The following is a 26,169-nucleotide window of genomic DNA, read 5'->3' as shown; positions in this document are numbered from 1 at the left end:
AATACGGACGGCCGTATTGCTTATGATGAAACCTCGTGTCGTCCGTGTGAAGAGAGAGACGGACGACGCTTCAGCGCAGGATGCAGGAGAACAGGAACTTCTTGAAACGTTCGACGGGCGCGGGGTCTCGCTGCGCCTTGGCGATGAGATTGGCCCCCTGCATCGACGCGATGATGAAGGCGGCCGTCTCCTCGCAATCGAAATCCTCGCGCAATTCGCCGGCTTTCACCGCGGCGCGCAGGCAATAGGTTAGAGAACGCTGGACCTCGGCGAAGACTTCGAGAAGCTTGGCGCGAATGGCCTCGTTGTCGCCCGATGCCTCGGCCGTGAAATTGCCGAACAGGCATCCTGTGCGCATGTTGTTGCGCAGGAGGCGGTTCTTGCTCGCATCGACATAGTCGCCCAGGCGCTTGAGCGGCGGCAACTCGTCATTGAGCAGCGTCTGGCGCATGTTCTCGCAACTATTGGAGAAATAGAGGTCGATGACCTCCAGCCCGAAGGCCTCCTTGGAAGCGAAGTGATTGGTGAACGATCCCTGGGGCACGCCCGCCGCCTGGACGATGTCCCGCACGCTGGCACCCGCAAAGCCATGCGCATGGACCACGCGCATGCCCTCAGTCAGGATCTTCTCACGGTTCGAAGCTCTAGCCATGAGAGCAATATGGACGAACGTATTGGTTTGTCAAGGCTGCGCGACCCGCACCAGCAGCTTCCCGAAATTGCGGCCTTCGAGCAGGCCGATGAAAGCCTCGGGGGCGTTTTCGAGGCCCTCGACGATATCTTCCCGGTAACGGACCTTGCCTTCGGCGATCCAGCCGCTCATCTCGTCGTGAAAGGCGGGGAAATCGGCGGCATAGTCGCGCTGAATGAAGCCCTGGACGTGCAGGCTGCGCGAGAGGATCTGGCGCATCAGGTCCGGCAGGCGGTCGGCCGTTCCGGGCACCACGCCGTTATATTGCGCGACCAGCCCGCAGACCGGCACGCGGGCAAAGCCGTTGAGCAAGGGGAAGACGGCGTCCCACACCGCTCCGCCGACATTCTCGAAATAGACGTCGACACCATTCGGGCAGGCCTGTGCCAGTTGTCCGGCAAAGTCGGGCGCGCGATGATCGAGAGCCACGTCGAAGCCGAGTTCGTCGAGCAGGTAGGCGCACTTTTCCTTGCCGCCGGCGATCCCGACAGTCCGCGCGCCCCGGATGCGTGCAATCTGGCCGACCGTGGCACCCACGGGGCCGCTGGCAGCCGCGACGACCAGAGTTTCGCCGGCCTTCGGCCTGCCGATATGGTTCAGGCCGACATAGGCGGTAAAGCCGGGCATGCCGAGCACGCCGAGGGCGGTGGAGATTGGCGCGGCATCCGGATCGACGCGGCGCCGTATGTCCCGGGTGATGTCATGGCTCTGCCAGCCGGAATGGGAAAGCACGATTTCGCCTGGTCGATAATCGGTGTTGCGCGACTCCAGCACCCGCGCCACCGTACCGCCCTCCATCACTCCTCCGACCTCGACCGGCTTGGCGTAGGACTTGGCGGCGCTCATGCGCCCGCGCATGTAGGGATCGAGTGAGAGATAGAGGATGCGCAGAAGCACCTCGCCTTCCTCCAGAGGGCGCAGAGCCGTCTCCTCGAGCCGGAAATTCGCCGGGATCGGCGCGCCTTCCGGCCGGGAGGCGAGTACGATGCGGCGATTGATCATGCGGCGCTCCTCCTGGTGGCACGGGAGACCATGACTGGCCTACGCGTTCTTTTTTCCGGCCTCGTGGGCTTGCGAGCGTTTCAGGCGGCGTTCCAGCCACAGGCTGTAGCGGGAGGCGGCAAAGCAGATGGCGAAATAGATGATCGCCGCAAAGACATAGGCTTCGGTGTAGCGTCCGGGCCAGACCTGCTCATTGCTGGCCGCGATCTTCACGGCGCTGAGAAAGTCGATCATGCCGATGAAGGCGATCAGCGGCGTCGACAGGAAGACGCCGATACCCAGATTGACCAGCGGCGGGATGATGGCGCGCAAGGCCTGGGGCAATACGACAAGGCCCGTCGTCTGCCAATAGGAAAGGCCGAGTGCGCGAGCCGCCTCGGTCTGGCCCGCCGGCAGGGACTGGATGCCCGCGCGGATCACTTCGGCGAGATAGCAGGCGATGAAGATGGTGAGCGCCACTTCCACGCTGAAGAAGAGGTTGACGTCGAAGGCCGGCAGCATCATCGGAACGATCTGGCTGGAAACCAGTAGGATCACGACCATGGGCAGGCCGCGGATGATTTCGATGAAGCCGGTGCTGACGAGGCGGATGCCGCCCATGTTGGAGCGCCGCGCCAGCGCCAGCGGGATCGCTATGACGAAGGATGCCGCGTAGGCGATGGTCCAGATCAGCAGAGTCAGGGGCAGGCCGCCCCAATCGTTCGTGGAAACCGGCCTGCCCGTGAATGTGCCACCCAGAAGCAGGATCACCGCAGTCGGCGTGGCTATCCAGGCAATCGCCAGCCACTTGCTCCACAGGCGCGGCACCATCGAGGCGATCATCAGGCCGAACATCAGCACGAGGCCGAGGATGGGGCGCCAAAGCAGATCGATCGGATAGGTGCCGAACACCATCAGCTTGGAGTTTTCGCGCACGAAGGCCCAGCAGGCACCGCTGCTCCTGGCGCAATCGTCCGCCGTGCCGGTCCAGGTCGCGTCGATCAGCGCCCAGCGCAGCAGGCCCTGCAGCGCCCAGACCCCCGCCGCGACCACCGCGAGGGTGACGATGGTATTGAGAGGCGAGGAGAACAGCCCGGCACGCCAGTTCTGCCAGCGTTCGTTCCATTTCGACGGTCGGGCGCGTGAGATGGCAAGGTCGCTCATTTGGCGATGATCCCACGCTTGGCGAGACGCCGGTTATAGAGGTTGATGAGATAGGAGACCGGGAGGCTCACCGCCAGGAAGACGATGACGAGCACGATGATCGTCGCGACGGCATTGCCGTCCTTGTTGGCGCTGACCTTGATCACCTGCGTCACTTCGAAGAAGCCGATCAGCGGGCCGAGGCTGGTATCCTTGGTGAGGTCCAGGAAGCTCGATGTCATCAGGGGCGTGATGACGCGCATCGCCTGAGGGAAGACGATCAGGCGCATGATGCGCCCGCGCGACAGGCCGATGGCCGTGCCAGCTTCCCATTGGCCCCGGCCCACGGATTCGATGCCGCTCCGCACGCTCTCGGAGATCGAGGCGGCGTAGTAGAGCGTAAGCCCGAGCAGCATGGCGGCGAATTCGCGCGACATGCTCAGGCCGCCCCGGATGTTGAAGCCCTGCAGGGCCGGCAGGTCCGGCGTGAAGATAATGCCCGAGGCAAGGATCCAGGCGGCGGCGATCACGGGAAAGGCCGCCAGCAAGGCCAGGAATCCGCCTGCGGGGAGAGGACGCTGGCGCCGGCCCAGTGCGAGACGCGCCACGACGGCGAGGACGACCAGCACGCTGATCAGCGGCCACAGACTGCCGTTCTCGACATTGAACCAGGGGAGGAAGATACCCCGGATCGAGAGGAAGGTGGCGGGAAAGGGTTGCAGTGCCTGGCGGGGCTGCGGCAGGGCCTGCGTGAGCGCAATCCAGAAGAAAAGCTGCAGGGTCAGCGGCGTATTGCGGATCAGTTCGACATAGCCCTGGACCAGTCGCGACAGCAGCAGGTTGCCGGACAGGCGGATCACGCCGAGCGTGACGCCGAGGATGGTGGCGAAGATGCAGCCGAAGAAGGCGAGTTTCACCGTGTTGAGGAGGCCGACGAGGATGGCCCGGCCGAAATTGTCGTCCGAAGTGAAGGGAATGAGGGTCTCGTCGATGTCGAAACCCGTACGCTGCCACAGGTAGTCGAAGTTCGGCTCCATCCCCCGTGCATGCATGCTGCGCAGGACGTTGCTGCCGAAATAGGCCAGCAGGACGAAAAGCGCGGCGATCAGGAGGGCCTGCGCGTAAGGCCTATCTCCCCACCAGATGCGTAGCTTTCCGGCCACGCCCGGCCTGGCGGGGGCGCCGATACCAACGATGTCAGCCATATGCCCTGTCTGCAAACGAGGAGGGAGGCGGCGGGAACCGCCTCCCGGTAGGTATCAACGGAACGGAGGCGAATAGATCAGGCCGCCCTTGGTCCAGAGGTTGTTGAGGCCGCGATCGAAGCCGATCTTGGTGGTCTTGCCGAGATTGCGCTCGAAGATCTCGCCGTAATTGCCCACCTTCTTGATGATGTTGTAGGCGAATTTCGGGTCGAGGCCGATGTCCTGGCCGAGCGAGGTGTCGACCCCCAGGAAGCGCTTGATCGCCGGGTCGTCGCTGGTCAGGAAGCTGTCGACATTCTGGCTGTTGATGCCGAACTCCTCCGCCTGGATCGTGGCGTAGACGGTCCAGTTGACGATCTCGAGCCAGCGGTCGTCGCCGCCGAGCACGGCCGGGGCCAGGGGCTCCTTCGAAAGGCGCTCGGGAAGCAGCACGTAGTCGTCTGGATTCGGGAGAGCGGCGCGGCGAAGGCCGAGATCGGATGAATCCTGGGTGAGGGCGTCGACCCGGCCGGAAAGCAGTGCCTGCGTAAACGTGTTCGTATCCTCGATCACCACGGACTTGTAGGTCTTGCCCGTCTTCTTGAAGAAGTCGGCGATGTTCTGTTCGCCGGTGGTGCCGCTCTGCACGCCGATGGTGGCGCCGTCGAGATCGGCGGCCGTGGAAACGCCGAGCGACTTCTTCACCAGGATGCCCTGGCCGTCATAGAAGACCACCGGTCCGAAATGGAAGTTGAGCTTGAAGGCCCGGGTGATGGTCTGCGTCACACCGGAGAGCAGCACGTCGAACTGCCCGGACTGGAGGGCGGGCAGACGCTGCTGGGGCGAGGAATTGGTGAACTCGACCTTGTCGGGATCGTTGAAGACGGTGATTGCGAGGGCGCGGCCGAAATCAACGAAGAACCCCTGCCACTTGCCGTTGCTGTCGGGTGCGAAGAAGCCCGGCTGGCTGCCGACGCCCACCTTGATGACACCACGTTCCTTGATCTTGTCGAGCGTCGCTCCCGCCTGTGCGGGTGCCGCGGCGATGAAGCCGGCCGCGAGCGCGGCTATCGCGATGCTGGCGCTGTGTTTCAATGGCTTGAGCATGAAATCCCTTTCATTTTCTCTTTGGGGCGGCGCCGTAGCCTCAACCCCCGTTCGTCTCTTACGGAAGGATATTCAGCCCCGTCCGACATGATCGAGCGACAATTCCCGAAAGGCAAGGCCTGCCGTTGCGCTATACCATGCACAAAATGGGAATTATATCCAATCAGCGCAAACAGAGTGTAGAATGCTGCAAATCACATTGTCTACTAAATTTGTGTACTAATAGCATATATTTTGCGGGTGGGGCGCTACAGCCCCACATCGAAGAAAATCTGGTTCATGGTACGCCCGGGCTCGGTACTGCCGGCGGTGCCGACGATGCGCGCGGGGACGCCGGCGACCGTCCGGTGCGGCGGCACGGAGTCGATCACCACCGATCCCGCTCCAACCCATGCCCCTTCACCGATCTCGATATTGCCCATCAGCTTGGCGCCGGAGCCGATCAGCACTCCCTTGCGGATCTTGGGATGACGGTTCACCGCCTCGGTGCCACTGCCACCGAGCGTGACGGACTGCAGGATGGAGACATTGTCCTCGATCACCGCCGTCTCGCCCACCACGATGCCGGTGGCGTGGTCGAAGAACAGGCCGCGGCCGATGCGGACAGCCGGGTGCATGTCGACCTGCAGCACCTCGGACGATCGTCCCTGCAGGTAGAGGGCAAAGTCGCGCCGGCCCCGGGTCCAGAGCCAATGCGCCAGACGGTGCAGGCCGAGGGCATGAAAACCCTTGAAGTAGAGCAGGGGCTCAAGATAGCGGCTGCAGGCAGGGTCCCGTTCCAGAACCGCCTGGATGTCGGCTCGAATCGCCGGGCTGATGGCGTCGTCGTCCGCGAACGCTTCGCGGAAGGCGTGTACCAGGGCAGCTGCGGGCAGGTCGGCATGATCGAGGCGATGCGCCAGGCGATGGATCAGGGCCTCCTCGAAGGAGTCGTGATCCAGTACGCTCGTATAGAGGAGCGTCGCAAATTGAGGCTCGGCCTCGGCCGCTTCGTGGGCTTCGTCGACCAGCCGGTCCCAGATCAGGTCGGCGACCTGGCCCGGGGCGCGCTGACAGCGGGCGATCTTGCGTCCAATCGAGGCATCCATCGTCGATCCCCCATCCAAGGTTATCGCGTCGCGGCCATGCCGGTGCGCTTTGCCAGGTAACGTTCGATGCTGCCGAGCCCATCATAGATAAGCACGGCGAGCAGGGCGACAATGATGCCGCCTTGCAGGATGTAGGCCGTATTGGTGGTTGTGATTCCGGCCATGATCACTTCACCCAGGCTCTTGGCCCCCACCGTCGAGCCGATGGTGGCCGTGCCGAGGTTGATGACGAAGGAGAGGCGGATCCCGGTGAGGATCACCGGGAGGGCGAGAGGCAGTTCCACCCGGGACAGGCGCTGCCAGCCGGTCATGCCCATACCGCGCGCGGCATCGAGCGCGGCTGGCGGCACGCCTTTGAGGCCCGCCATGGTGTTCTCGAAAATCGGGAGCAGCCCGTAGAGGGTCAGGGCCAGCAGCGTGGGTTCTGCGCCGAAGCCCAGCGATGGGACCGCGATGGCCAGCACGGCGACGGGTGGGAAGGTCTGGCCGATGTTCACGATGGTGCGTGACAGCGGCAGGAATTCGGCGCCGGCCGGCCGGGTGACGAAGATGCCCGCGACGAGCGCGAGGGCGCCGCCTGCGAGGGTGGAGACAGCCACCAGGCCGAGATGGCTGAGCGCCAGGAACAGCAGGCTGCCCTGATGGTAGACCGCTGGAGCGCCATTGTCGTTCAGGGGTGCCAGGAGCGGGGCGAACAGGTCCGTTTCCACCAGCAGGAGGATGAGAAGAACGAGGGCCGCTATCCGCGCAATGTGGCCGAGCCATGTCATGCTGGCGTCTCCGCCCTCGGGGCATCCCTGCCGGCGAGATCGAGAATGGCCGGCAAGGTGATCCGGCCGCGCGGCGCTCCGTCCGCATTCGTGACGGGCAGGGCCTGCCTGCCGGTCCAGAGCAGTTCGGAGAGTGCGTCGCGAAGGTTCGCATTCTCGGTGATCGGTTTGCCCTCGGCCTCGCCGGGCTGCACGGCCCTGGCCACCTTGATCAACGACAGAAGGCGCAGCGAACGATCGGCACCACCGATCAGGCGCTCGACGAAGCCCGGTGCCGGTGCAGTGAGGATTTCGGTCGGCGTGGCATATTGCAGGAGCCTGCCGCCATCCATCACGGCGATGCGGTTGCCGAGCAGGAGGGCCTCCTCCATATCGTGGGTGACGAGCACCACGGTGATGCCCAGGCGGCGCTGCAGGGCAAGCAGATCCTCCTGCGCCTTGGCCCGGATGATCGGATCGAGTGCGCCGAAAGGCTCGTCCATCAGCAGCACGGCCGGCTCGGCCGCCAGTGCGCGAGCGACGCCGACACGCTGCTGCTGGCCGCCGGAAAGTTCGTGAGGCAGCTTTCCGGCATAGATGGCGGGGTCGAGGTCGAAGAGATTGAGAAGTTCGTCCACGCGCTTTGCGATGCGGTCCTTGTCCCAGCCCAGCAGCTGGGGGACGGTGGCGATGTTGCGGGCCACGGTCCAGTGGGGGAACAGCCCGTGACCCTGGATGGCATAGCCGATGCCGCGGCGCAGCTGCTCGCCCGAGAGGCTGGCCGTATCTCGTCCATCGATGCGGACGGTGCCTGACGTCGGTTCGATCAGGCGGTTTATGATCCGCAGCAGCGTGGACTTGCCGCTGCCGGATGTGCCGACCAGGACCGTAATCGTCCCGCGCTCGATGGTGAGCGACACGTTGTCGACCGCGAGCTGCGGGCCGAAGCGGCGGCTGACCTCATGAACCTCGATCATGCGTGCCGTCCTTTCAGGGCTTCGACGATGGCGTCGAGAATGATGGCCGCCGAGAAGGCGAGCGCGATGGTGGGGATCGCGCCCAGCAGCACGAGGTCGATCGCCGTCGCACCCATGCCATTCTGCACATAGACGCCGAAGCCTCCTCCACCGATCCAGGCCGCGATCGTGGCGAGGCCGATGTTCTGCACCAGCACGATGCGCACGCCTGTGAGAATGACCGGAAACGCCAGCGGCAGCTCGACCTGGAACAGCCGCTGGCCTCCCGTCATGCCCATGCCGCGCGCCGCATCGACCACGGAGGCCGACACGGAGTCGAGGCCGATCGCAGTGTTCGAGACGACGGGCAGCAGAGCGTAGAGGAACAGGGCGATTAGGGCAGGCGAGGGGCCGGTGCCATGAATGCCGAGGCTTTCCAGTATCGGGTAGGTTTTGGAGAGATAGGTGAGCGGAGCGATCATCAGGCCGAACAGCGCCAGCGACGGGATGGTCTGGATCATGTTCAGGGCGGGAAGGATCACGCCGCGCAATCCCGGCGAACGCTGGCAGAGGACGCCCAGCGGCAGGCCCACGACGACGGCGCCTCCCAGCGAGGCGAGCGCCAGCACGATGTGCCGGACGGCATTGGCCGGGAAATCGGAACCGTTGACGGCATATTCCTTCATGATGGACAGCCCGCTCCACTGGCCCGAAAGTAGGAAGGCCACGAAGACGGCGAGAGCGATGAGCAAGGCCGTGACCCGCTGCGCCGGACGCAGAGAGAGCTTCACCAGGGCGTCGGCGAGGATGATGGCGAAGGAAAAGGCGAGGAGCCAGAAGCCGGCGGCGGGGCCGACGCGGGGACGCGCGTTGCCCGCCGGGATCAGCGTGTCCGGCGCGAGGCCGATGAGTAGGCCCAGCAGGACCAGCGCAACCGCCGCAACCGCGAGCCGCAGGCGCGGCGCCGTGCGCCCCGCGATCGGGACCAGAGCGAGGATGAGAAGCGCCAATGCCGCCCAGCCGATGCCGGACGGCAGGGCGTCCAGAAAGGCCACGCCGCGCGCCTGGCCGATCCGGCTTGGGCGGAAATTGGCGAAAGGCCGCAACAGCGCGGCAAGCGCGACCAGGCTCATCACCACGCCGAGCTTATCGATGCCCTTGATCGCGAAGGATTTCATGCTTGCAGAGGACGCCGGGAAAGCGTGCCTGTCCAGCCCGACTTTCCCGGCGTCGTCTGTCACTTCACGAAGCCTTTTTGCTTGAGGTAGTCGGCCGCCACGTCCTTGGCTGCTTCGCCATCAACCTGGATGCGGCCGTTGAGGGTCTGCAGCGTGGTCAGATCGAGGCCAGCGAAGACGGGCTTGAGCCAGTCGGCGATCTCGGGATGGGCCTTGAGGACTGCCTCGCGGATCACCGGGGCGGGAGCATAGACCGGTTGCACGGACTTCGTGTCGTCGAGGACGACGAGGTCACCGGCTTCGATGCCCCCGTCCGTGCCGTAGACCATTGCGGTGTTGACACCGTCTGTCTGCTCGGCGGCTGCCTTGATGGTGGCTGCGGTATCGCCACCCGAGAGCACCACGAGCTGGTCGGACGAGAGCTTGAAGCCGTAGGTGGTCTGGAAGGCGGGAAGGGCGCCTGCGCTGTTGACGAACTCGGCGGAGGCGATGAGCTTGACCTTGCCACCGCCGGTGACGAACTTGCCGAAATCATCCAGCGATTTCAGCTTGTTCGGCTCCGCCACGTCCTTCCGGATGGCTATTGCCCAGGTGTTGTTGGCGGGCGCCGGGTCGAGCCAGACCAGCTTGTTCGCGTCGTAGTCGAGCTTCTTGGCCTCGGCATAGCCCTTGGCGGCATCCTTCCAGAGGCCGTCGTCCGCCTTGTTGAAGAAGAAGGCGGCATTGCCGGTATATTCTGGATAGAGATCGATGTCGCCGGCTACCAGCGCCTTGCGCACGATCGGCGTCGTACCGAGGCCGACGCGGTTGTTGACGCTCAGCCCGTGCGATTGCAGGACCTGCACGATGAGATTGCCGAGCAGGTTTCCTTCCGTGTCGATCTTCGAGGCGACGGTGACGTCGGCTGCTTGCGCGCTGCCGGCGGCCGTCATCAGGCCGACCGCTACGGCTATGGCCGCCAGGGTGCGGGATTTGGGGAAAAACGCCATTGGGAGACTCCTCTTGTTCTTGGGGCGATACCGCGGCCCGGTCAGGAAACGCGCGTTCAGGGAAAAGTTGAATCGGATTCTGAAGATCAGGGAGCGGTCTCAAGCCCTTGATTCAGATGAGAACTCACGCGGATCCTTCCGAGCTCAGGCATCTTGCGTCGAGCCCGTTACCAGGCTCGCGCAAAGCGCCGCGACACCGACCCAGATCGAGGCGGACCAATAGGCGGCGACCGCCAGGGGATGGGTGCTGCGGCACAACGAGCGTGCAAGCTGGCAAATGTCGGTGTTGCTGACAAGGCAAACTCCAGCATCCGGAAGAGACAGGTAGCTGTAACCGATCACATCGCGATAGGTGACCCACCACCATCCGATCGACAGGGCGACGATGGCAAGCCCTGAAATCACGAGCAGCCGGGTGGCGAGGGGAAGCGTGCGCATCGTCAGGAAATCGTCAGGCCGAGCGCGGTGAGGATCTCACGGCGCAGATGGATGAGGTCGCCGTCGTCGCGATGGCGCGGATAGGGCTTGTTCACATTGAACTCGGCCTTGATGCGGGCGGGGCGGTCTGAAAACACCACGATGCGCGAGGCGAGCAGGAGGGCTTCCTCGACATCGTGGGTGACGAGCAGGGCCGTGAAGCCGGTACGCTGCCACAGGGAGACGATCTCATCCTGCAACGTCAGGCGCGTCAGCGAGTCGAGCTTGCCGAGCGGCTCGTCGAGCAGGAGGAGGGCAGGATCGTTTACCAGTGCCCGCGCCAGCGATGCGCGCTGGGCCATGCCGCCGGAAAGCTGGTGCGGATAGGCGTCCGCGAAGCCGTCGAGGTCGACCAGCGACAGGGCCTGGCCGACACGGTGGCGCTGGCGGTTCAGCACACCGCGCGCCTCGAGGCTGGAGGCAACGTTCTTCCATACCGTCAGCCAGGGAAACAACGTAGGATCCTGGAACACCAGGATGCGTGACGGATCGGGACGCGTGATCGTCTCTCCATCGGCCAGGATGGTGCCGCTGGCTGGGGCTTCCAGGCCAGCGATCAATCTCAGAAGGGTGGATTTGCCGCAGCCCGATGGGCCGAGAAGGGCGACAAACTCCCCCGGCTCGACCTTCAGGTCCACATTGTCCAGCACGGCAAGCCTGCTGCCCGAGAGATCGAAGTGATGGCTGACGTCCTTGACATCGACGCCGATGCTGCGGGCTACCGCGGTCATCAGATGAAGCCCTTCTGCCAGTTGAGGAGACGATCCCGCACCACGAAGAGCAGCTTGACGATGCCGGCGCAGATCAGCGCCATGATCAGGAGCGTGGCGTAGACGTTGGCGTAGCCCGAATAGGCGGTCTGAAACTGGATGTACCAGCCGAGGCCATATTTGGCGCCGAGCATCTCGGCCACCACGAGCACCGCAAACGAGTAGTACAGCCCCATGAAAAGGCCGACGAAGACGTGCGGCAGCGAAGCCGGGACGGCGACCTTGCGGATGAGATACCAGTTGTCTGCGCCGAAGATGCGGCTGACGTCGTAGTAGGCCCGGTTGACCGAGGCGACGCCGGAGGCCGTGAGGATGGCGACGGGTATGCCGGAAGCGAGCGCCACGATGAAGACGCTGGCGTGGAAGGTGGTGGGGAAGAAATAGAAGGTGCAGGGAATCCAGGCCGTGGCGGGCACGGGACCGATCAGCTTCAGCAGCGGCATGCCCCAGTAGCTGACGCGCGGGGACCAGCCGAGCGCGATGCCTCCGACATAGCCCGCCGCGATACCCGAGAGGAATCCGAGCGACCACAGCCGCAGCGTATAGGCGATGCAGATCAGGAGGCGCTGGCTTTCGACCACATAGACGTTGAGCAGGCCATGGGGCGGCGAGAAGAAGGGCTTAGGGAGCCAGCCGGTCTTGGCCGTCGTCAGTTCCCACAGAGCCAGCCAGATACCGATGGCCAGGAGCCATGGGCCGTAGTGGATCAGTGTCTGGCTGAAACGGCCAAGACGATGCACGGTGAAGGAAAGGAGCAGCAGCAGGGCAGCGCCGATGCCGGTGATCGCGGCAAAGAGCCCCGCGCTGCCCCAGGGCACCACATCAGGCAGGCCGATGGTTATAGCCGCCGTCGCGGCCCAGGCCACGGCGGCAAGCAGCCCGTAGGTCCATACGTTGCCCCGGAGCCACTGCAAGGCGGAAGAGGGCGAGCCGGCCTCCAGGGCACGAATGGTGTCGGTCATCGTTCCGGTCTCAGGCGAGCAGGTTGATGGTGATCCGCTCGGCGAATTCCTTCGGATCGGTCGAGGGATCGAGAACCTTGACTAGCTTCAGATCCTCCGAGGTCGTTCGGATCTGGTCGATGAGCGCCTGGCCGATCGGATGATTATGGTAGACGAGCTTGCCGAGGATTTCGGTCAGGTCTTCCTTGCTGAGGCCGGCAGGCTTGAGGTTGTCGTAATACCATTGCGCCACCTCGTCCGGGTGGTTGGCGGTGTATTCGTGGACCTCGATATTGGCCTCGGCGAGCCGGCGCAGCGCATCCTTGTTCGCCTCCAGGAACGGTCCGTTGGCGCCGAGCACGCAGCAGGTGTGATTCTCGTAAACGCCCGTCTGGGTGTCCGCGATCTTGGTGAAGCCGTATTTCTTCTCGATCGACCAGGCCCAGGGGTCGAGATGGGCCGCGAGGTCCGCTTCGCCGCGCTCGACGACGTCGCCGACCAGTTCGAAGGGGACCGCCTTCCAGGTCACGTCGGTTTCGGGATCGATACCCGATTTCGCCAGGGTAACCTGGAACGCCACCTGGGGCGGCGCACCGATGCCGTAGGTGGCGATGGTCTTGCCCTTGACGCCGGCAATATCGGTGATGCCGGATGCCTTGGATGCCAGCAGGCGCTGGCAGCCACCATGCGAACCGACGAAGAGCTTCACGTCGAAGCCCTGTTCGAGAGGTTTCAGCCAGTCTCCGATGAGGCCGGCGCCCGCATCCGCTTTGTTGGTGGCGAGCGCCTGGATGAGCGTCTGGCCGCTGGAGCCCTGGTAAAAGAGCTCCACGTCGAGATTGTGCTTGGTGTAGATGCCCTTTGCGACACCGAAGCCCAGAGGCGAATGGCAGGCGGCGACTTCCGTCCAGGCGAGGCGGATCTTTGGTGCCGGGGCCGCGACGGCGGGTGAGAAGATGCGGCTGCCGACGGCCCCCAGCGAAGCGACCGCGCCCGTGGCGCCGGCCAGCTGGAGGATCTTGCGACGAGAAAGGGAAGGCTCGGTCATGGTTTGGGTCTCCTTAAGGGGTCTCGACCAGCACCCTCCCCGTGATGGGAAGGGTCGACGCGAAGCGTCGGGGTGGGGTGAGACGCGCTTCGCTTTCAAGAATTCGGGGACCGTGTTGTTTCCGGGGAGCGGTTCCCACCCCGCCCCGGACTTAGTCCCACCCGCCCTGTAGGGGGAGGGTAGCGGCTACGCCGCCTCTCTCAGCCCCTCCGGTTCCGCTGCCGCCAGAGCCTGCGTGATGTCGGCGATGATGTCGTCGGGATGTTCGATGCCGATGGAGAGGCGCACATAGCCGGGCGTGACGCCCGTCGCCAGCTGCTCCTCGGGGCTCAACTGCTGATGGGTGGTCGAAGCGGGATGAATGGCGAGCGAGCGGGCGTCGCCGATATTGGCGACGTGGAAGAGCAGCTTCAACGCGTCGATGAAGCGTTTGCCCGCCTCGACGCCGCCCTTGAGCTCGAAGCCCACCAGCGCTCCGTAGCCACCCTTGAGATAGGTTTCGGCTCGGCGGCGATTCTCGTCCGATTGCAGGCCCGGGAAGATGACGTGGCTGACGGTGGGGTGCTTGGCGAGGACTTCGGCCACCTTGATGGCATTCTCGTTGTGCTGGCGCAGGCGAAGGGGCAGCGTCTCCAAACCCTGCAGAAGCTGGAAGGCGTTGAAGGGCGAGAGCGCGGCGCCGACGTCGCGCAGCAGCTTCACGCGCACGCGCAGGATGTAGGCAATCGGCCCGAGCGGCTTGGCAGCCTCCGTCCAGATGGCGCCGTGATAGGCTTCGTCCGGCTGGGTCAGCAGCGGGAAGCGATCGGCATGTTCCTCCCACGGGAAGTTGCCGCCATCGATGATAAGGCCACCGATGGAAGTGCCATGCCCGCCGATATATTTCGTGGCCGAGTAGACCACGACGGCCGCGCCATGCTCCAGCGGGCGGGCGATCAGCGGAGCAGCGGTGTTATCGACGATCAGGGGAATGCCGAGCGAGCGGCCGATATCGGCGATCTCGCGGATAGGCAGTACATGCAGCTTGGGATTGGGCAGTGTCTCGGCGTAGTATGCGCGGGTCTTGTCGTCACTCGCACGGCGGAAATTCTCGGGATCCGACGGATCGACGAACCGGACCTCGACGCCGAACTGCTTCAGCGTATTGGCGAACAAGGTCCAGGTGCCCCCGTAGAGATCGGTCGAGGATACGATGTTGTCGCCCGGTTGCGTGAGGTTGAGGATGGAATAGGCGGAGGCCGTCTGCCCCGAGGCCACGGCCAGCGCCGCCGCGCCGCCTTCCAGAGCTGCGATGCGCTGCTCGAGCACGTCCGTCGTCGGGTTCTGGACACGGGTGTAGATGTTGCCCAGTTCCTCCAGAGCGAACAGGCGGGCGGCATGACCGGTATCCTGGAACTGGTAGGAGGTGGTCTGGTAGATGGGAACGGCGACGGCGCCGGTAGCCGGGTCGGCCCTGTAGGTGCCGCCATGGAGGACGAGGGTCTCGAAGTGCCGCGAGTCGGTGGTCATGGAGGGGCTCCTGGCTATATTCAGTAGGCGGAGGCTGGCTCGGCCGGCTTGGTCGCATCGACCAGATCGGGATGGTGGCGCCGCGCGACGTCGGGATGGGAGCGCAGCCGGCTCTTGAGGTAGTTGCGGCCGACCTCGCGGAAGAGTGGATTGAGCGGGTCCTGCGTCAGGCCGCGTATCCCCGCGGCAAGCTGGGGCGGGAGCTTGAGCAGCGGCACTTCCGCACCGAGATAGGCCCCCAGGAAGAACGGCACGGAGAGCCGGTCGGTACCGGCGGGCGGCGAGACGACCCGATGGACGTTGGCCCGAAGGTAGCCATTCGAAGCGAGTTCCAGGATCTCGCCGATATTGACGACGAAAGTGCCGGGGATCGGCGGGGCGTCGATCCAGCCGAGCTCGCCCTCGACCTGGAGGCCGCCTTGCACGTCCTGCAGCAGCAGGGTGAGGAAGCCGGAGTCCTTGTGGGCGCCCACGCCCTGGTCTCCGTCCGACTTCTCGCGGCCGGGATAGCGCACGATCTTGAGGAGCTGGTTGGGTTCTGGCGTGTAGATGGGCTCGAACACGTCGGGCTGCTGGCCAAGCGCGAGGGCGAAGGCCTGCAGGACGCGGATGCCGAGCTGGGTAACCTCCTGCTGGTACCGCAGGACAGTCAGCTGCAATTCCGGCAGGGCGGCGGGCCATTGGTTCGGACCCTGCAGGCGGGTCCAGGCCGGTGCCGTCGGATCGAAGGGGCGGGCTCTTTTCTCGGCGCCGATGTCCACCTGTTCGCGCCAGTCCGGCTTGCCTCGGGTGTGCTCGAAGCCCGCACGATTGTAGCCCCGGAAATAGGGAGACTTCACCATCTCGATCGCGAGCTTGTCTTCCTCCGGCAGGTCGAAGAAGCGGCGCGACAGGCGCAGCACTTCGTCGATGAGGGTCTGTGGAATGCCGTGGCCGGCAAGATAGAAGAAACCCGGCCCTCGCGCGGCTTCGCGCAGGTCCTTCAGAAAGGCAACGCGTTCCCCATCGCCCTGGTCGAAGCGGCGAAAATCGAGAATCGGGAGTGTCTCCGCGAGGGATGGGGCAGCTTGGGTCTTCATTGGTTTCTACCGTCCGGCTGAAGCAGGGTGTCAAAATCGAGCATGACGATTTTTATAAGTCAACTGATTTTATAGAATATATATATTTTACTGGGAAATATGAAAAATTATTGTTCTATAACAATGGCATAGCGAATAAATCGGAATCGATTGGGGAAGGCCTTAAATCGGTCTTTCAAGGTGAAGCCTGCCGCTCCGATATAAATTATTGACTAAATCTATCAGTTATGAGGATCATTAGGTAAATGACTCCGAGGATCTGCCATGACCACGCTCTGGACCCGACGCTCCCTCATTGCCGCTGCCGCGGCTCTGCCTGCGGCTGCCGCTTTCGGCACGGCCCGTGCCGACGCGAAGGTGGTGCGCGTGGGCTATCAGAAATACGGTACCTTCCTGCTGCTCAAGGCGCGGGGCAATCTGGAAAAGAAGCTGGAGCCGCTCGGCTTCGGCGTGACCTGGACCGAATTTCCCGGCGGGCCCCAGCTTCTCGAGGCGCTGAATGTGGGTGCCCTGGATTTCGGCATCACGGGCGAGGCGCCACCGATCTTCGCCCAGGCCGCGGGGGCCCCGCTCGTCTATGTCGCCAATGAGCCTGCCGCTCCCTTGAGCGAGGCCATCCTGGTGCCAAAGGATAGCCCGCTCAAGTCCGTCGTCGAGCTGAAAGGCAAAAAGGTCGGTCTCAACAAGGGCTCCAACGTCCACTATCTGCTGGTCAAGGCCCTGGAGAAGGCCGGACTGGCCTATACCGACATCGAGCCGGTCTTCCTGCCGCCTTCCGATGCTCGCGCCGCCTTCGAGCATGGCGATATCGATGCCTGGGCGATCTGGGATCCCTTCCAGGCCGCTGCCGAGGTTGCGATAGCTGCCCGCCAGCTCACCGATGGCGAGGGTATCGTCTCCAACCGGCAATTCTATCTCGGGGAGAAGACCTTCACCGAGGCCAATCCGGCCGCCGTTGATGCCATCCTCGCCGCAATCAACGAGATCGACGCCTGGGCCAAGGACAATGTCGAGCAGGCGGCCAACGAGCTTGCTCCGGCTGTCGGAATTCCCGCGCCCGTGCTCAAGCTCGCTCTGGGGCGCCAGAGCTGGAATGTCCAGCCGATCACGGCTGAAACCGTCGCGGCCCAGCAACAGATTGCCGACACCTTCCATCAGCTCCGCCTGATTCCCAAGCCGATCAGGATCACGGACGCCCTGCGTCCCGGCGTGTCGCTGTAAAGGGGGCAACCGATGGCGCGGCAACGTCTCGGCTATGTCTCCCAGCGCCTGATCCCGTGGGTGCTGCCGGTGCTCGTCCTCGCCGCTTGGGAAATCGCGGCCGATGCGGGCTGGCTGCAGGCCCGGGTTCTCTCGGCTCCCAGCGCCGTCGCGGTGGCCTTCTGGCAGACGTTGCAGGATGGCACTCTCCTCCACAATGTCGGGGTCAGTGCCGGACGTGCCCTGCAGGGGCTGGCGATAGGCGGGCTCCTCGGTTTTGCTCTCGGGGTCATCAACGGAGTCTGGCGCCCGGCCGAACTGCTGCTCGATTCCACCCTGCAGATGCTTCGCAACGTTCCGCACCTCGCCATCATTCCGCTGGTGATCTTGTGGTTCGGCATCGGTGAGAGTGCCAAGATCTTCCTGGTGGCGCTTGGCGTGCTCTTTCCGGTGTATATCAACACCTATCACGGCATCCGCACCATCGATCCTCAGCTCGTGGAGATGGCAAGGGTCTACGGTCTCGGACCGGTGGCCCGGTTCTGGCGTGTGATCCTGCCCGGCGCCCTGCCGTCGATCTTCGTGGGGCTGCGCTATGGGTTGGGCATCATGTGGCTGACGCTGATTGTCGCCGAGACGATCTCAGCCTCATCCGGCATCGGCTACATGACGATGAATGCCCGCGAATTCCTCCAGACGGACGTCATCCTCCTCGGGGTGATCATCTACGCCGTGCTCGGCAAGCTCTCCGACATCGTCGTGAAGTTCTTCGAGCAGGCCGCGCTGCAATGGCATCCGACCTATGTGCAGCCCCGACGGGAGGCCTTGGCATGAGCAACGCATTGCATATCGTCGAGGATGCCTATTTCGAACCGGAACTCGCCCGCCACGTGCTTCCCATCCCTGAGGAGAGCGCCCAGGCCGGGCCAGCGGACCTTTCAATCGAGCTGCGCGGCGTTTCCAAGGCTTTCGATCACCGCGTGGTTCTGGACCGGCTCAGCCTCTCCATCGCTCCGGGCGAATTCATCGCCGTCGTAGGACGGTCGGGCGGCGGGAAGTCGACGCTGCTCCGCCTCGTGGCGGGGCTCGAACAGCCGAGCGCGGGTGAAGTCGCCATCGGTGGCAGGGTGGGCAAGGACGCGCACGCACGAGCCCGGCTGATGTTCCAGGATTCCCGCCTGCTGCCCTGGCAGCGCGTGATCGGCAATGTCGGCATCGCCCGGGGGGCGAACTGGCGCTCACTGGCTCAGGCTGCCCTCGGCGAGGTGGGGCTGGGCGACAGGGCGAACGAATGGCCGGGCGTTCTGTCGGGCGGGCAGAAGCAGCGTGTCGCGCTTGCGCGTGCCCTGGTGAGCCGGCCGGAAATCCTTCTGCTGGATGAGCCTTTCGGCGCTCTCGACGCCATGACGCGGCTGGAGATGCATGACCTGCTTACGCGCATCTGGCGCGAGCACGGTTTCACCGCGATCCTGATCACCCACGACGTTGCCGAAGCCGTGGCGCTGGCGGATCGGGTCGTCGTCCTGCGCGACGGCGCCATCTCGCTGGATCTCGCCGTCGACCTCCCGCGCCCGCGCCGCGATGGCGACGAGAGAGCGATGACGCGCCTTACGAGTCGCATCCTCGCCTATGTCTGAGGCAGCGGCGCGAAGCCTTCCCGGTGACGCCGGGAAGGCTTGCGTTTCGTTTCGTCACCCATGCGGGAAGAAGGCGAAACGCAGGATGAAGAGCGCCGCCACGAGCCAGGTCGCCGGATGGACCTCGCGCGGACGGCCGGCAAGGGTCTTCAGCACGGCATAGCTCACAAAGCCGAAGGCCAGGCCGTTGGCGATCGAATAGGTGAAGGGCATCATCAGCGCCGTCAGCGCCGCAGGGGCCGCTTCAGTGACGTCGGCCCATTCCACTTCGACCAGTTCCCGCATCATCAGGCAGGCGACGTAGAGCAGCGCGGGCGCCGTGGCATAGACGGGGACCGAGCCGGCCAGGGGCGAGAAGAAGAGGGCGAGCAGGAACAGGGCGGCAATGGTGAGGGCCGTCAGCCCGGTTCTCCCGCCCGACTGCACGCCGGAAACGCTCTCGATATAGGCCGTGGTGCTGCTTGTCCCGAGCAGCGAGCCGGCGAGAATGGCGCTGGAATCGGCAAGCAACGCCTTGCCGAGCCTGTTTGGCTTGCCTTCCTCGATGAGTCCTGCCCGCTTGGCGACGCCGATCAGGGTGCCCGTGGCGTCGAACACCTCGACCAGCACGAACACCAGGATCACATGCGCGATGCCCGCATGGAGGGCGCCGACGAGATCGAGCTGCAGGAAAGTGGGCAGCAGGCTCGGCGGCATGGCGACGATGCCGCCGAACTTGCTCACGCCGAGTGCCATGGACAGCACCGTGATCACCAGGATGCCGATCAGGATGGCGCCCCGTACCTTCAGCGTGTCGAGCGCGGCGATGATAAAGAAGCCGAGGATGGCGAGCAGCGTGCCAGTCTGGCTGAGATCGCCAAGGGTGACCAGCGTTGCCTGGCTGCCGGTGATGATGCCCGAGCTCTTGAGGGCGATGATGGCGAGGAACAGGCCGATGCCCGCCGCGACGGCGCTGCGCATCGAATGCGGAATGCCCGCGATCAGCCAGGAGCGGACGCCCGTCAGCGTGAGGACCAGGAAGATCAGGCCGGAGATGAAGACGGCGCCGAGAGCCTGCTGCCAGGTGAAACCCATCGTCGCGACGACGGTGAAGGCGAAGAAGGCGTTGAGCCCCATTCCCGGCGCCATGCCGATCGGCCACTTGGCAAGGAGGCCCATCACGGTCGAGCCGAGCGCCGCGGCAAGGCAGGTCGCGACGAATACCGCATTCCTGTCCATGCCGGTCGTCGACAGGATTTCCGGGTTGACGAAGATGATGTAGGCCATGGTCAGGAAGGTCGTGATACCCGCGATCACCTCCGTCCGCACGGAGCTCCCTTGTTCCTTTAGATTGAATACCCGTTCGAGCACGTCTCGATTCCTCTCTCTCGGCAGGCGCAGCCATGCTGCGAGCTTGAGCGGATCGAGAACCGTGAGGCGATCACGGCGCGCGATCCGGCTCCTGCCGGGCGTTGCAACTCCCCGGATCCCGGTCCGCTCGTTTCGCCGGCAGGCGCTGCCTGCAAGCTGACGATGGCTTATTGTGCCAGCGGGTTGACATCCGTTTTAAACAATCCCAGCTTCCCCTTCTTTATTGCTGCGAACAAGCCCTTGGGCTCCAAGTAGAATTGGAAGCTCTTTCTCAAAGCTCTGGGGGGCGTGCTGCGATCTTTCCTGACCACGGAGCAGGCAGGGCTGTCGATTGGGGCTCGACAATCCCGGAAATCTCGCATGTTGGGAGGGGGCGAGAAACGCCGCTCGGTGTCCGGCGTGTCTCTCGTACCCCGTCTCGCGTCGATCGACAATCCGCGGATTCTTCGATTCAAACAGTTGACTAATTTTGTAGACTATATATTTTCAACTCATCGGCTCCTCAGCGAGTCGATCGCGGGCATTTGAGCGAGCAGCTTGCGCCGCGTCATCAAACGCTAAAGCGCCACGGCTGACGTCGTGGGCTCCCAGACAGGACATGACCCATGACGGCAATCAGCAGGACGATGGCAGGTAGATCTCCCACGAGGCTTCCGGGCGAGATGTGTTGGGGCGGCTGTCGCCGCTGATCCGCACCTTCGAACAGATTTCCCGAGCTTTGTGGAGCGCCATTCCGGTGGCGGCTGAACCATGTCCCAATCCGAATCCTATGTCATTGAAATCTCCGGCACCACGGTCGGTATCGTCGTGCGCCAGGCCGACGCCAGGCGCTTTGCCTTCCACGCCGCAAGCCGCCGCTTCAGCCGCTACAACGGCATGACTTTCGCCGGTCCGCGCGATGCCGAGCGTTTCATCTCGGGTCAGGTCGCTCGCCGCCTGCACAGCCTCCTTGAGGAGTTGGTCGCGTGAACGCTCCCGTGAGACTGGAGAACCTGGCCAGGCTGGAAAGTCTGGCACGGGCGGAGCCGATCGTTCGCCTCGAACATGTCTCGCGCTCCTTTGCCGCCCGCAAGGGCAGTGCGGCCGTCTTCGCACTTGACGATCTCAGCCTGGAGATTCCACGTGGCGAGATTTTCGGAGTGATCGGACGCAGCGGGGCCGGCAAATCGACGCTGATTCGTCTGATCAACGGGCTGGAACGCCCAAGCAATGGCCGCGTCATCGTCGATGGCATCGAGATCGATGCGTTGAGCGAGAGGGAATTGCGTCCGGTACGCCGCTCGATCGGCATGATCTTCCAGCATTTCAACCTGCTCTCCTCGCGCACGGTGTTCGACAATGTCGCGCTGCCGCTGGAGGTCGCGGGGATGGATGCAGCCGAGATCCGGGCGCGGGTCGAGCCGCTGCTCGATCTGGTCGGACTCGGCGACAAGCGCAATCGCTATCCCTCGGAGCTTTCCGGCGGCCAGAAGCAGCGTGTCGGTATCGCTCGGGCCCTGGCCACCAATCCGAAGATCCTTCTCGGCGATGAGGTGACCTCGGCTCTCGATCCGGAGACCACGGGGCAGATTCTCGCCCTGCTCGCCGACATCAACCGGCGTCTCGGCGTCACCATCATCCTGATCACCCACGAGATTCCCGTGATCAAGGAGATCTGCCATCGCGTGGCCGTACTGGAGGCCGGCAGGCTGATCGAAACGGGACGGGCGTTCGATGTACTCACCCGGCCCGTTCATCCCACCACCGCCAGTTTCGTGCGCAGCGTCACCGGCGTGGACCTGCCGGCCGATCTTGCGGGGCGCATCCGGTCTGGTCCCGCGCCGGGTCACCAGGCGGTGCTTCGCATCACCTTCACCGGTTCGCACGCCACCGCCCCGGTGATCAGCAGGCTCACCAGCATTCTCGGCATCGACGTGAACATCCTGGCGGGCCGCATCGATTCCATCGGCGGCGAGCCCTTCGGAGCGCTCCTCGTCTCGGTTCCCGGCGAGGAGGCCACTCGCCTCGCCGCCATCTCGGCGCTGGCGGCGCTGCAACTCAAGGTGGAGGTGATCGGCTATGTCGCCTGAAATCCTCTGGGTCATCGCCCAGGCCACCCGTGACACCGTCATCATGGTCGCCGTCGCCATCGCCTTCGGTTCGCTGATCGGTATTCCGCTCGGCATTTTTCTCGCCACGAGCAAGCAGGGTGAACTGTTGGCCCTCCCGGCGGTCAATGCGGCGCTGGGAGCGATCGTCAACGCCGCGCGTTCGACGCCCTTCATCATCCTGGTCGTCGCCATCATTCCGCTGACACGTGTTCTGGTCGGTACCTCCATCGGCACGGCGGCAGCGATCGTGCCGCTGACGCTGGCCGTGGCGCCGTTCATCGCCCGCATCGTCGAGAGCGCCATCCGCGAGGTCGATCCCGGGTTGATCGAAGCGGCTCGGGCCTTCGGTGCCTCACCCTTCCAGATCATCCGCAAGGTGCTGTTTGCGGAGGCCTTGCCGGCCATAGTGCTCGGCCTCACGCTCGCGACGGTCAGCTTGATCGGCTACTCGGCGATGGTGGGGGTGGTAGGCGGGGGCGGGCTCGGCGATGTCGGCGTGCGCTACGGCTACCAGCGCTTCATGCCGGACGTGATGGCGACGGTTGTCGTCATCCTCATCCTTCTCGTCCAGGGAGTCCAATCCGTGGGGGACCGCGTCGCCAGAAGGCTCAACAAACGCCTGCGACACGACTGACCTTTGAAAACCCGAGGCAATTTCCCCTCGAAAATGCATCAAGACTCAAGTCCATACAGGAACTCTACGCATGTCGACTTACAAGATCTCGCGCCGCCGCCTGGCCGGCGCGGCCCTGGCTCTCGCCTTCGCTCTCGGCCCCGTGGGTGGGGCCCTCGCGGCCGAGACGGTCAAGCTCGGCGTCATCGGCGGTGACGAGGAAAGGATCTGGGAGGTGGCCAAGAAGGTGGCTGCGAAGGACGGCCTGGATATTGAACTCGTCTCCTTCTCCGACTACGCCATTCCCAACGAGGCGCTGGAGAAGGGCGACCTCGATGCGAATGCTTTCCAGCACAAGCCCTATCTCGATAGCCAGATCGCCGCTCGCGGCTACAAGATCGTGCCGATCGGCTACACCCTGGTGGCGCCGATCGGCTTCTATTCCAAGAAGATCAAGAATTTCGCCGACCTGCCCCAGGGTGCCCTCATCGGCATTCCCAACGATCCCTCCAATGGCGGCCGTGCCCTCAAGCTGCTGGAAGCCAACGGGCTGATCAAGGTAAAGGCGGACAAGGGCCTGCTGCCGACCGTGCTTGATGTCACCGACAATCCGAAGAACGTGCAGTTCAAGGAGATCGATGCCGCGCAGATCCCCAATCTGCTGCCTGATCTCGACGGTGCGGTGATCAACACGAACTACGCGCTCGGAGCCGGACTTTCCCTGCGCACCGATGCCCTGATCCAGGAAAGCCGGACCAACAATCCCTATGGCAATTTCATCGCCGTGCGCGAGGCCGACAAGGACAAGCCGGTGTTCAAGAAACTGGTCGCCGCCTATCAGAACGCAGAAGTGGCCGACTTCATCGACGCCAATTTCAAGGGAGCCATCCAGCCCGCCTGGTAAGGGGTTGGAGGCCTTCCGCCGCGGAGCCGGCACGATTCCTCCCGGCGAATCCTCAGGCGTGCCAGCCCAGGGGCCGGCACGCTCCCGCCTCCAGCTGCGCTTGCCGCCCTTGAAAGGGAGTGGCTGCGCAACTAGGTGCTACGGCAGTGTCGTTTCTGTCGCTCGAAGGGCGTGATCTCTCTGCAACGCGACGCATTGAAGCAACCGTCCTGGGCATTGCGGTACCAGTGTTTCGAGACATCACCGCCGGGCTTGCATTCTTCGCGTATGAAAAAAGAAAAGAACATAAAATCTATAGACATTAAATTCTTGTTGTTGCACCATTCGTGCCGAATGCGCCGCTGGTGCGCCGAAGAGGAGGCGGAGCCTCCGCTGCTGATCTGATGACGGATACGACCATGAATATTTCAGTGAAGATTCCCTCGATCGGATCGCCCTCGCTCCGCGATGCCATGCGATTGGTGGCCGGCGGTGTGAGTGTGATCACTGCCGGCGAGGGCGATGAACGGACCGGCCTCACGGTGACCTCGGCCGTATCGCTGGCGGTCGACCCGCCCACGATGATCATCTGCGTCAATCGCGAGGCCTCGGCCTGGCCCATCATCCGTCGCTACGGCCATTACTGCGTCAATATCCTCGCGCATGACCAGCAGTACGTGGCCGACCGTTTCGCCGGAAAGGGCGGTGTCAAGGGCGTGGCGCGCTATGAAAATGCCTCCTGGCGCAGCCTCTTCACTGGTGCTCAGGCCCTCGAAGGGGCGCTCGCCTCCATTGACTGCGAGGTCGAGGAATTCATAGACCGGCATAGCCATTCCATCGTCATCGGAGCGGTGAGGGGCATACGCACCAGTCCCGGCAAGCCGCTTGTCTACGCCCAGGGCGGCTATGGTGGATTTCACCCGGCCTGATTGCTGCCGTCACACTCCCTCTGGCCGCTCCAGGTATCGTTTTTGCAGGCGCAGACGCTCGAGGCGCTGTCTTGCATTTCCACAAGACACATCGCTTGCAGGCATGGCGGTCGCAGGCCGCCTGTCCATCCTATCGCCTTTGCCTGCGAGGGCGGCGCCTATCGGGCTCGCCGTGGGAGTTGCTGCGTCGATCGGAGCAGTTTCCATTTAATTTATAAAATCTATAGACATTAAAGATTCAATGGTGCAGCATTTCCTGGATTACATTCAGGTTCCCGACATGACCATCTCCATTGCTCCGCCCATCACCACCGATCCGCCGGCATTCGATCTCACACCCCAAGCCCATGTCATTCGTTCCGATGCCGAGGCGATCGAGGTGGCGAAGGGCCTTGCCGCGGAGTTCGCCGTCGAAGCGGGCCTGCGGGACCGCGAGCGTCATCTGCCAGCTGCGGAACTCGACCGTTTTTCCAAGAGCGGCCTGTGGGGGATCACGATACCCAAGGCTTACGGCGGCGCCGGGGTGTCCTGGGTCACGCTCACCGAGGTCATCAAGCTGATTTCGGCCGCCGATCCTTCCATCGGTCAGATCCCGCAAAATCACCTGGCGGCTCTCGACGCCATTCGCGTCACCGCCTCGGAAGAACAGAAGAAGCTATGGTTCGGGCGCGTGCTGCAGGGCTACCGGCTCGGCAACGCCTTCTCTGAGGCCGGGTCCAAGCACGTCGGTGCCTTCGAGACGACGCTCACGCCGGAAGGCGACGGTTATCGTGTCAATGGCGAGAAATTCTACGCGACGGGCGCTCTTTTTGCCCACTACATCCACATTGGCGCCGTCAATCCCGAAGGAAAAGTGCATCTTGCCATCGTGCCGCGCTCGGCGGCCGGGCTGAGCATCATCGACAACTGGTCGAGCTTCGGCCAGCGCACCACTGCCAGCGGCAATGTCAAGATCGACAATGTCCGTGTCGAGGCCGAGGGTGTGATTCCCGCTTACCTGGGTGGGGAGAGGCCCTCCACCAACGGTTCGGTGTCGCAGATCATCCAGGCCGCAGTCGATGCGGGCATCGCTCGTGGTACCATCGAGGAGACGATCCGGTTCGTTCGCGACCACGTCCGCCCCTGGATCGATAGCGGTCAGGAGCACGGCTATGACGACGTCTTCACCATCTCCCAGATCGGTGATCTCGAGATCAAGCTGCATGCGGCGGAGGCCCTGCTCGAGAAGGCGGGAAGGGCGATCGACGCCATTGTCGACGACATTACCGAGGAAGGGGCGGTCGAGGCAGCCGTCGCGGTCGCGGAAGCCAAGGTGCTGACGACGGAGATCGCGATTCTCGCGACAAACAAGCTGCATGAACTCGGCGGCACACGCTCGACGCTCGGCCAGTACAACCTCGACCGGCACTGGCGTAACGCCCGTACCCACACGCTGCACGACCCGGTGCGCTGGAAATTCTTCCACGTCGGCAACCATGCCCTGAATGGTGTGAGCCCGCCGCGTCACGCCTGGAGCTGATCTGAAGGCGCGGACTTCACGGCGGCCACCGGCATGTCGTGATCTCCGCTCCTCGCGT

General features: G+C 63.9%; 26 protein-coding genes. 9 read left to right on the top strand and 17 right to left on the bottom strand.

Translation table 11 applies throughout. The annotated features are described in order from the left end of the window. Window positions 1–70: 70 nt before the first annotated feature. The 16 genes from AC6H34_RS29480 to AC6H34_RS29405 all read right to left on the bottom strand — a co-directional run bounded on the left by AC6H34_RS29480 (window position 71) and on the right by AC6H34_RS29405 (window position 15,890). Window positions 71–652, bottom strand: a complete 582-nt coding sequence (locus AC6H34_RS29480) for a TetR/AcrR family transcriptional regulator (RefSeq protein WP_497541212.1) — start codon at window positions 650–652, stop codon at window positions 71–73. A 30-nt stretch (window positions 653–682) separates the two neighbouring features. Beyond that, the gene (gene curA, locus AC6H34_RS29475; protein WP_497541211.1) at window positions 683–1,693 is read right to left on the bottom strand and encodes an NADPH-dependent curcumin/dihydrocurcumin reductase; all 1,011 of its coding nucleotides are present in this window, start codon (window positions 1,691–1,693) and stop codon (window positions 683–685) included. 39 nt (window positions 1,694–1,732) lie between these two features. Further along, window positions 1,733–2,836: an amino acid ABC transporter permease gene (locus tag AC6H34_RS29470; protein ID WP_497541210.1), complete on the bottom strand. Its 1,104-nt coding sequence runs from the start codon at window positions 2,834–2,836 to the stop codon at window positions 1,733–1,735. Continuing rightward, entirely contained in the window at window positions 2,833–4,020 is a 1,188-nt protein-coding gene (locus tag AC6H34_RS29465; RefSeq protein WP_497541209.1) for an amino acid ABC transporter permease, read from the bottom strand. The genes AC6H34_RS29470 and AC6H34_RS29465 overlap by 4 nt, the downstream gene beginning before the upstream one ends. A 54-nt stretch (window positions 4,021–4,074) precedes the next feature. Then, window positions 4,075–5,106, bottom strand: coding sequence for an amino acid ABC transporter substrate-binding protein (locus AC6H34_RS29460; protein WP_448148181.1), 1,032 nt, complete (start codon window positions 5,104–5,106; stop codon window positions 4,075–4,077). Window positions 5,107–5,354: 248 nt separating this feature from the next. Continuing rightward, window positions 5,355–6,194, bottom strand: a complete 840-nt coding sequence (cysE, locus tag AC6H34_RS29455) for a serine O-acetyltransferase (RefSeq protein ID WP_497541208.1) — start codon at window positions 6,192–6,194, stop codon at window positions 5,355–5,357. A 20-nt stretch (window positions 6,195–6,214) separates the two neighbouring features. Further along, window positions 6,215–6,964 (bottom strand): ABC transporter permease, encoded by a 750-nt coding sequence (locus tag AC6H34_RS29450; RefSeq protein WP_448148180.1) that lies wholly within the window; start codon window positions 6,962–6,964, stop codon window positions 6,215–6,217. Further along, window positions 6,961–7,920 (bottom strand): ABC transporter ATP-binding protein, encoded by a 960-nt coding sequence (locus AC6H34_RS29445; RefSeq protein WP_497541207.1) that lies wholly within the window; start codon window positions 7,918–7,920, stop codon window positions 6,961–6,963. The genes AC6H34_RS29450 and AC6H34_RS29445 overlap by 4 nt, the downstream gene beginning before the upstream one ends. Continuing rightward, window positions 7,917–9,077 carry an ABC transporter permease gene (locus AC6H34_RS29440; RefSeq protein WP_497541206.1) on the bottom strand — a complete coding sequence of 387 codons (1,161 nt, stop codon included), beginning with the start codon at window positions 9,075–9,077 and terminating at the stop codon, window positions 7,917–7,919. The genes AC6H34_RS29445 and AC6H34_RS29440 overlap by 4 nt, the downstream gene beginning before the upstream one ends. Window positions 9,078–9,136: 59 nt before the next feature. Then, window positions 9,137–10,066, bottom strand: a complete 930-nt coding sequence (osmF, locus tag AC6H34_RS29435; protein WP_497541205.1) for a glycine betaine ABC transporter substrate-binding protein OsmF — start codon at window positions 10,064–10,066, stop codon at window positions 9,137–9,139. 144 nt (window positions 10,067–10,210) lie between these two features. Beyond that, window positions 10,211–10,504: a hypothetical protein gene (locus tag AC6H34_RS29430; protein ID WP_497541204.1), complete on the bottom strand. Its 294-nt coding sequence runs from the start codon at window positions 10,502–10,504 to the stop codon at window positions 10,211–10,213. Between the two features lie 2 nt (window positions 10,505–10,506). After that, window positions 10,507–11,274 (bottom strand): ABC transporter ATP-binding protein, encoded by a 768-nt coding sequence (locus tag AC6H34_RS29425; RefSeq protein WP_448148176.1) that lies wholly within the window; start codon window positions 11,272–11,274, stop codon window positions 10,507–10,509. Further along, window positions 11,274–12,275, bottom strand: coding sequence for an ABC transporter permease (locus tag AC6H34_RS29420; RefSeq protein ID WP_497541203.1), 1,002 nt, complete (start codon window positions 12,273–12,275; stop codon window positions 11,274–11,276). The genes AC6H34_RS29425 and AC6H34_RS29420 overlap by 1 nt, the downstream gene beginning before the upstream one ends. A 10-nt stretch (window positions 12,276–12,285) precedes the next feature. Then, window positions 12,286–13,302 carry an ABC transporter substrate-binding protein gene (locus AC6H34_RS29415; protein ID WP_448148174.1) on the bottom strand — a complete coding sequence of 339 codons (1,017 nt, stop codon included), beginning with the start codon at window positions 13,300–13,302 and terminating at the stop codon, window positions 12,286–12,288. A gap of 186 nt (window positions 13,303–13,488) precedes the next feature. Further along, window positions 13,489–14,811 carry an O-acetylhomoserine aminocarboxypropyltransferase/cysteine synthase family protein gene (locus tag AC6H34_RS29410; protein WP_448148173.1) on the bottom strand — a complete coding sequence of 441 codons (1,323 nt, stop codon included), beginning with the start codon at window positions 14,809–14,811 and terminating at the stop codon, window positions 13,489–13,491. A 20-nt stretch (window positions 14,812–14,831) separates the two neighbouring features. Further along, window positions 14,832–15,890 carry an isopenicillin N synthase family dioxygenase gene (locus tag AC6H34_RS29405; protein ID WP_497541202.1) on the bottom strand — a complete coding sequence of 353 codons (1,059 nt, stop codon included), beginning with the start codon at window positions 15,888–15,890 and terminating at the stop codon, window positions 14,832–14,834. Between the two features lie 264 nt (window positions 15,891–16,154). Here AC6H34_RS29405 and AC6H34_RS29400 point away from each other — a divergent pair, with 264 nt between their 5' ends. The 3 genes from AC6H34_RS29400 to AC6H34_RS29390 are packed head-to-tail and all read left to right on the top strand — an operon-like array spanning window position 16,155 to window position 18,727. Continuing rightward, on the top strand, window positions 16,155–17,111 hold the full coding sequence (locus tag AC6H34_RS29400; RefSeq protein WP_448148171.1) for a sulfonate ABC transporter substrate-binding protein: 957 nt from the start codon (window positions 16,155–16,157) through the stop codon (window positions 17,109–17,111). Window positions 17,112–17,123: 12 nt separating this feature from the next. Then, the gene (gene ssuC / locus AC6H34_RS29395; protein WP_497541201.1) at window positions 17,124–17,924 is read left to right on the top strand and encodes an aliphatic sulfonate ABC transporter permease SsuC; all 801 of its coding nucleotides are present in this window, start codon (window positions 17,124–17,126) and stop codon (window positions 17,922–17,924) included. Continuing rightward, window positions 17,921–18,727 carry an ATP-binding cassette domain-containing protein gene (locus AC6H34_RS29390; RefSeq protein ID WP_497541200.1) on the top strand — a complete coding sequence of 269 codons (807 nt, stop codon included), beginning with the start codon at window positions 17,921–17,923 and terminating at the stop codon, window positions 18,725–18,727. The genes ssuC and AC6H34_RS29390 overlap by 4 nt, the downstream gene beginning before the upstream one ends. A gap of 54 nt (window positions 18,728–18,781) precedes the next feature. Here AC6H34_RS29390 and AC6H34_RS29385 read toward each other — a convergent pair whose 3' ends face one another. After that, complete coding sequence (locus tag AC6H34_RS29385) at window positions 18,782–20,077, bottom strand: NCS2 family permease (RefSeq protein WP_448148169.1); 1,296 nt, start codon at window positions 20,075–20,077, stop codon at window positions 18,782–18,784. A 750-nt stretch (window positions 20,078–20,827) separates the two neighbouring features. Between AC6H34_RS29385 and AC6H34_RS29380 the strand changes: the two genes are divergently transcribed. From AC6H34_RS29380 to AC6H34_RS29355, 6 genes are all read left to right on the top strand, one after another. After that, window positions 20,828–21,046, top strand: coding sequence for a hypothetical protein (locus AC6H34_RS29380; RefSeq protein WP_497541199.1), 219 nt, complete (start codon window positions 20,828–20,830; stop codon window positions 21,044–21,046). Next, window positions 21,043–22,146, top strand: a complete 1,104-nt coding sequence (locus AC6H34_RS29375; protein WP_497541198.1) for a methionine ABC transporter ATP-binding protein — start codon at window positions 21,043–21,045, stop codon at window positions 22,144–22,146. The genes AC6H34_RS29380 and AC6H34_RS29375 overlap by 4 nt, the downstream gene beginning before the upstream one ends. Next, the gene (locus AC6H34_RS29370; protein ID WP_448148166.1) at window positions 22,136–22,801 is read left to right on the top strand and encodes a methionine ABC transporter permease; all 666 of its coding nucleotides are present in this window, start codon (window positions 22,136–22,138) and stop codon (window positions 22,799–22,801) included. The genes AC6H34_RS29375 and AC6H34_RS29370 overlap by 11 nt, the downstream gene beginning before the upstream one ends. 70 nt (window positions 22,802–22,871) lie before the next feature. Continuing rightward, entirely contained in the window at window positions 22,872–23,684 is an 813-nt protein-coding gene (locus AC6H34_RS29365; protein WP_497541197.1) for a MetQ/NlpA family ABC transporter substrate-binding protein, read from the top strand. Window positions 23,685–24,082: 398 nt separating this feature from the next. After that, window positions 24,083–24,592 carry a flavin reductase family protein gene (locus AC6H34_RS29360; RefSeq protein ID WP_448148164.1) on the top strand — a complete coding sequence of 170 codons (510 nt, stop codon included), beginning with the start codon at window positions 24,083–24,085 and terminating at the stop codon, window positions 24,590–24,592. 280 nt (window positions 24,593–24,872) lie between these two features. Next, window positions 24,873–26,111, top strand: a complete 1,239-nt coding sequence (locus tag AC6H34_RS29355; RefSeq protein ID WP_497541196.1) for an SfnB family sulfur acquisition oxidoreductase — start codon at window positions 24,873–24,875, stop codon at window positions 26,109–26,111. Window positions 26,112–26,169 lie beyond the last annotated feature (58 nt).

The sequence above is a fragment of the Labrys sp. ALF-8 genome, assembly GCF_059699065.1.
This window is presented reverse-complemented; position numbering and strand designations above follow the sequence as displayed.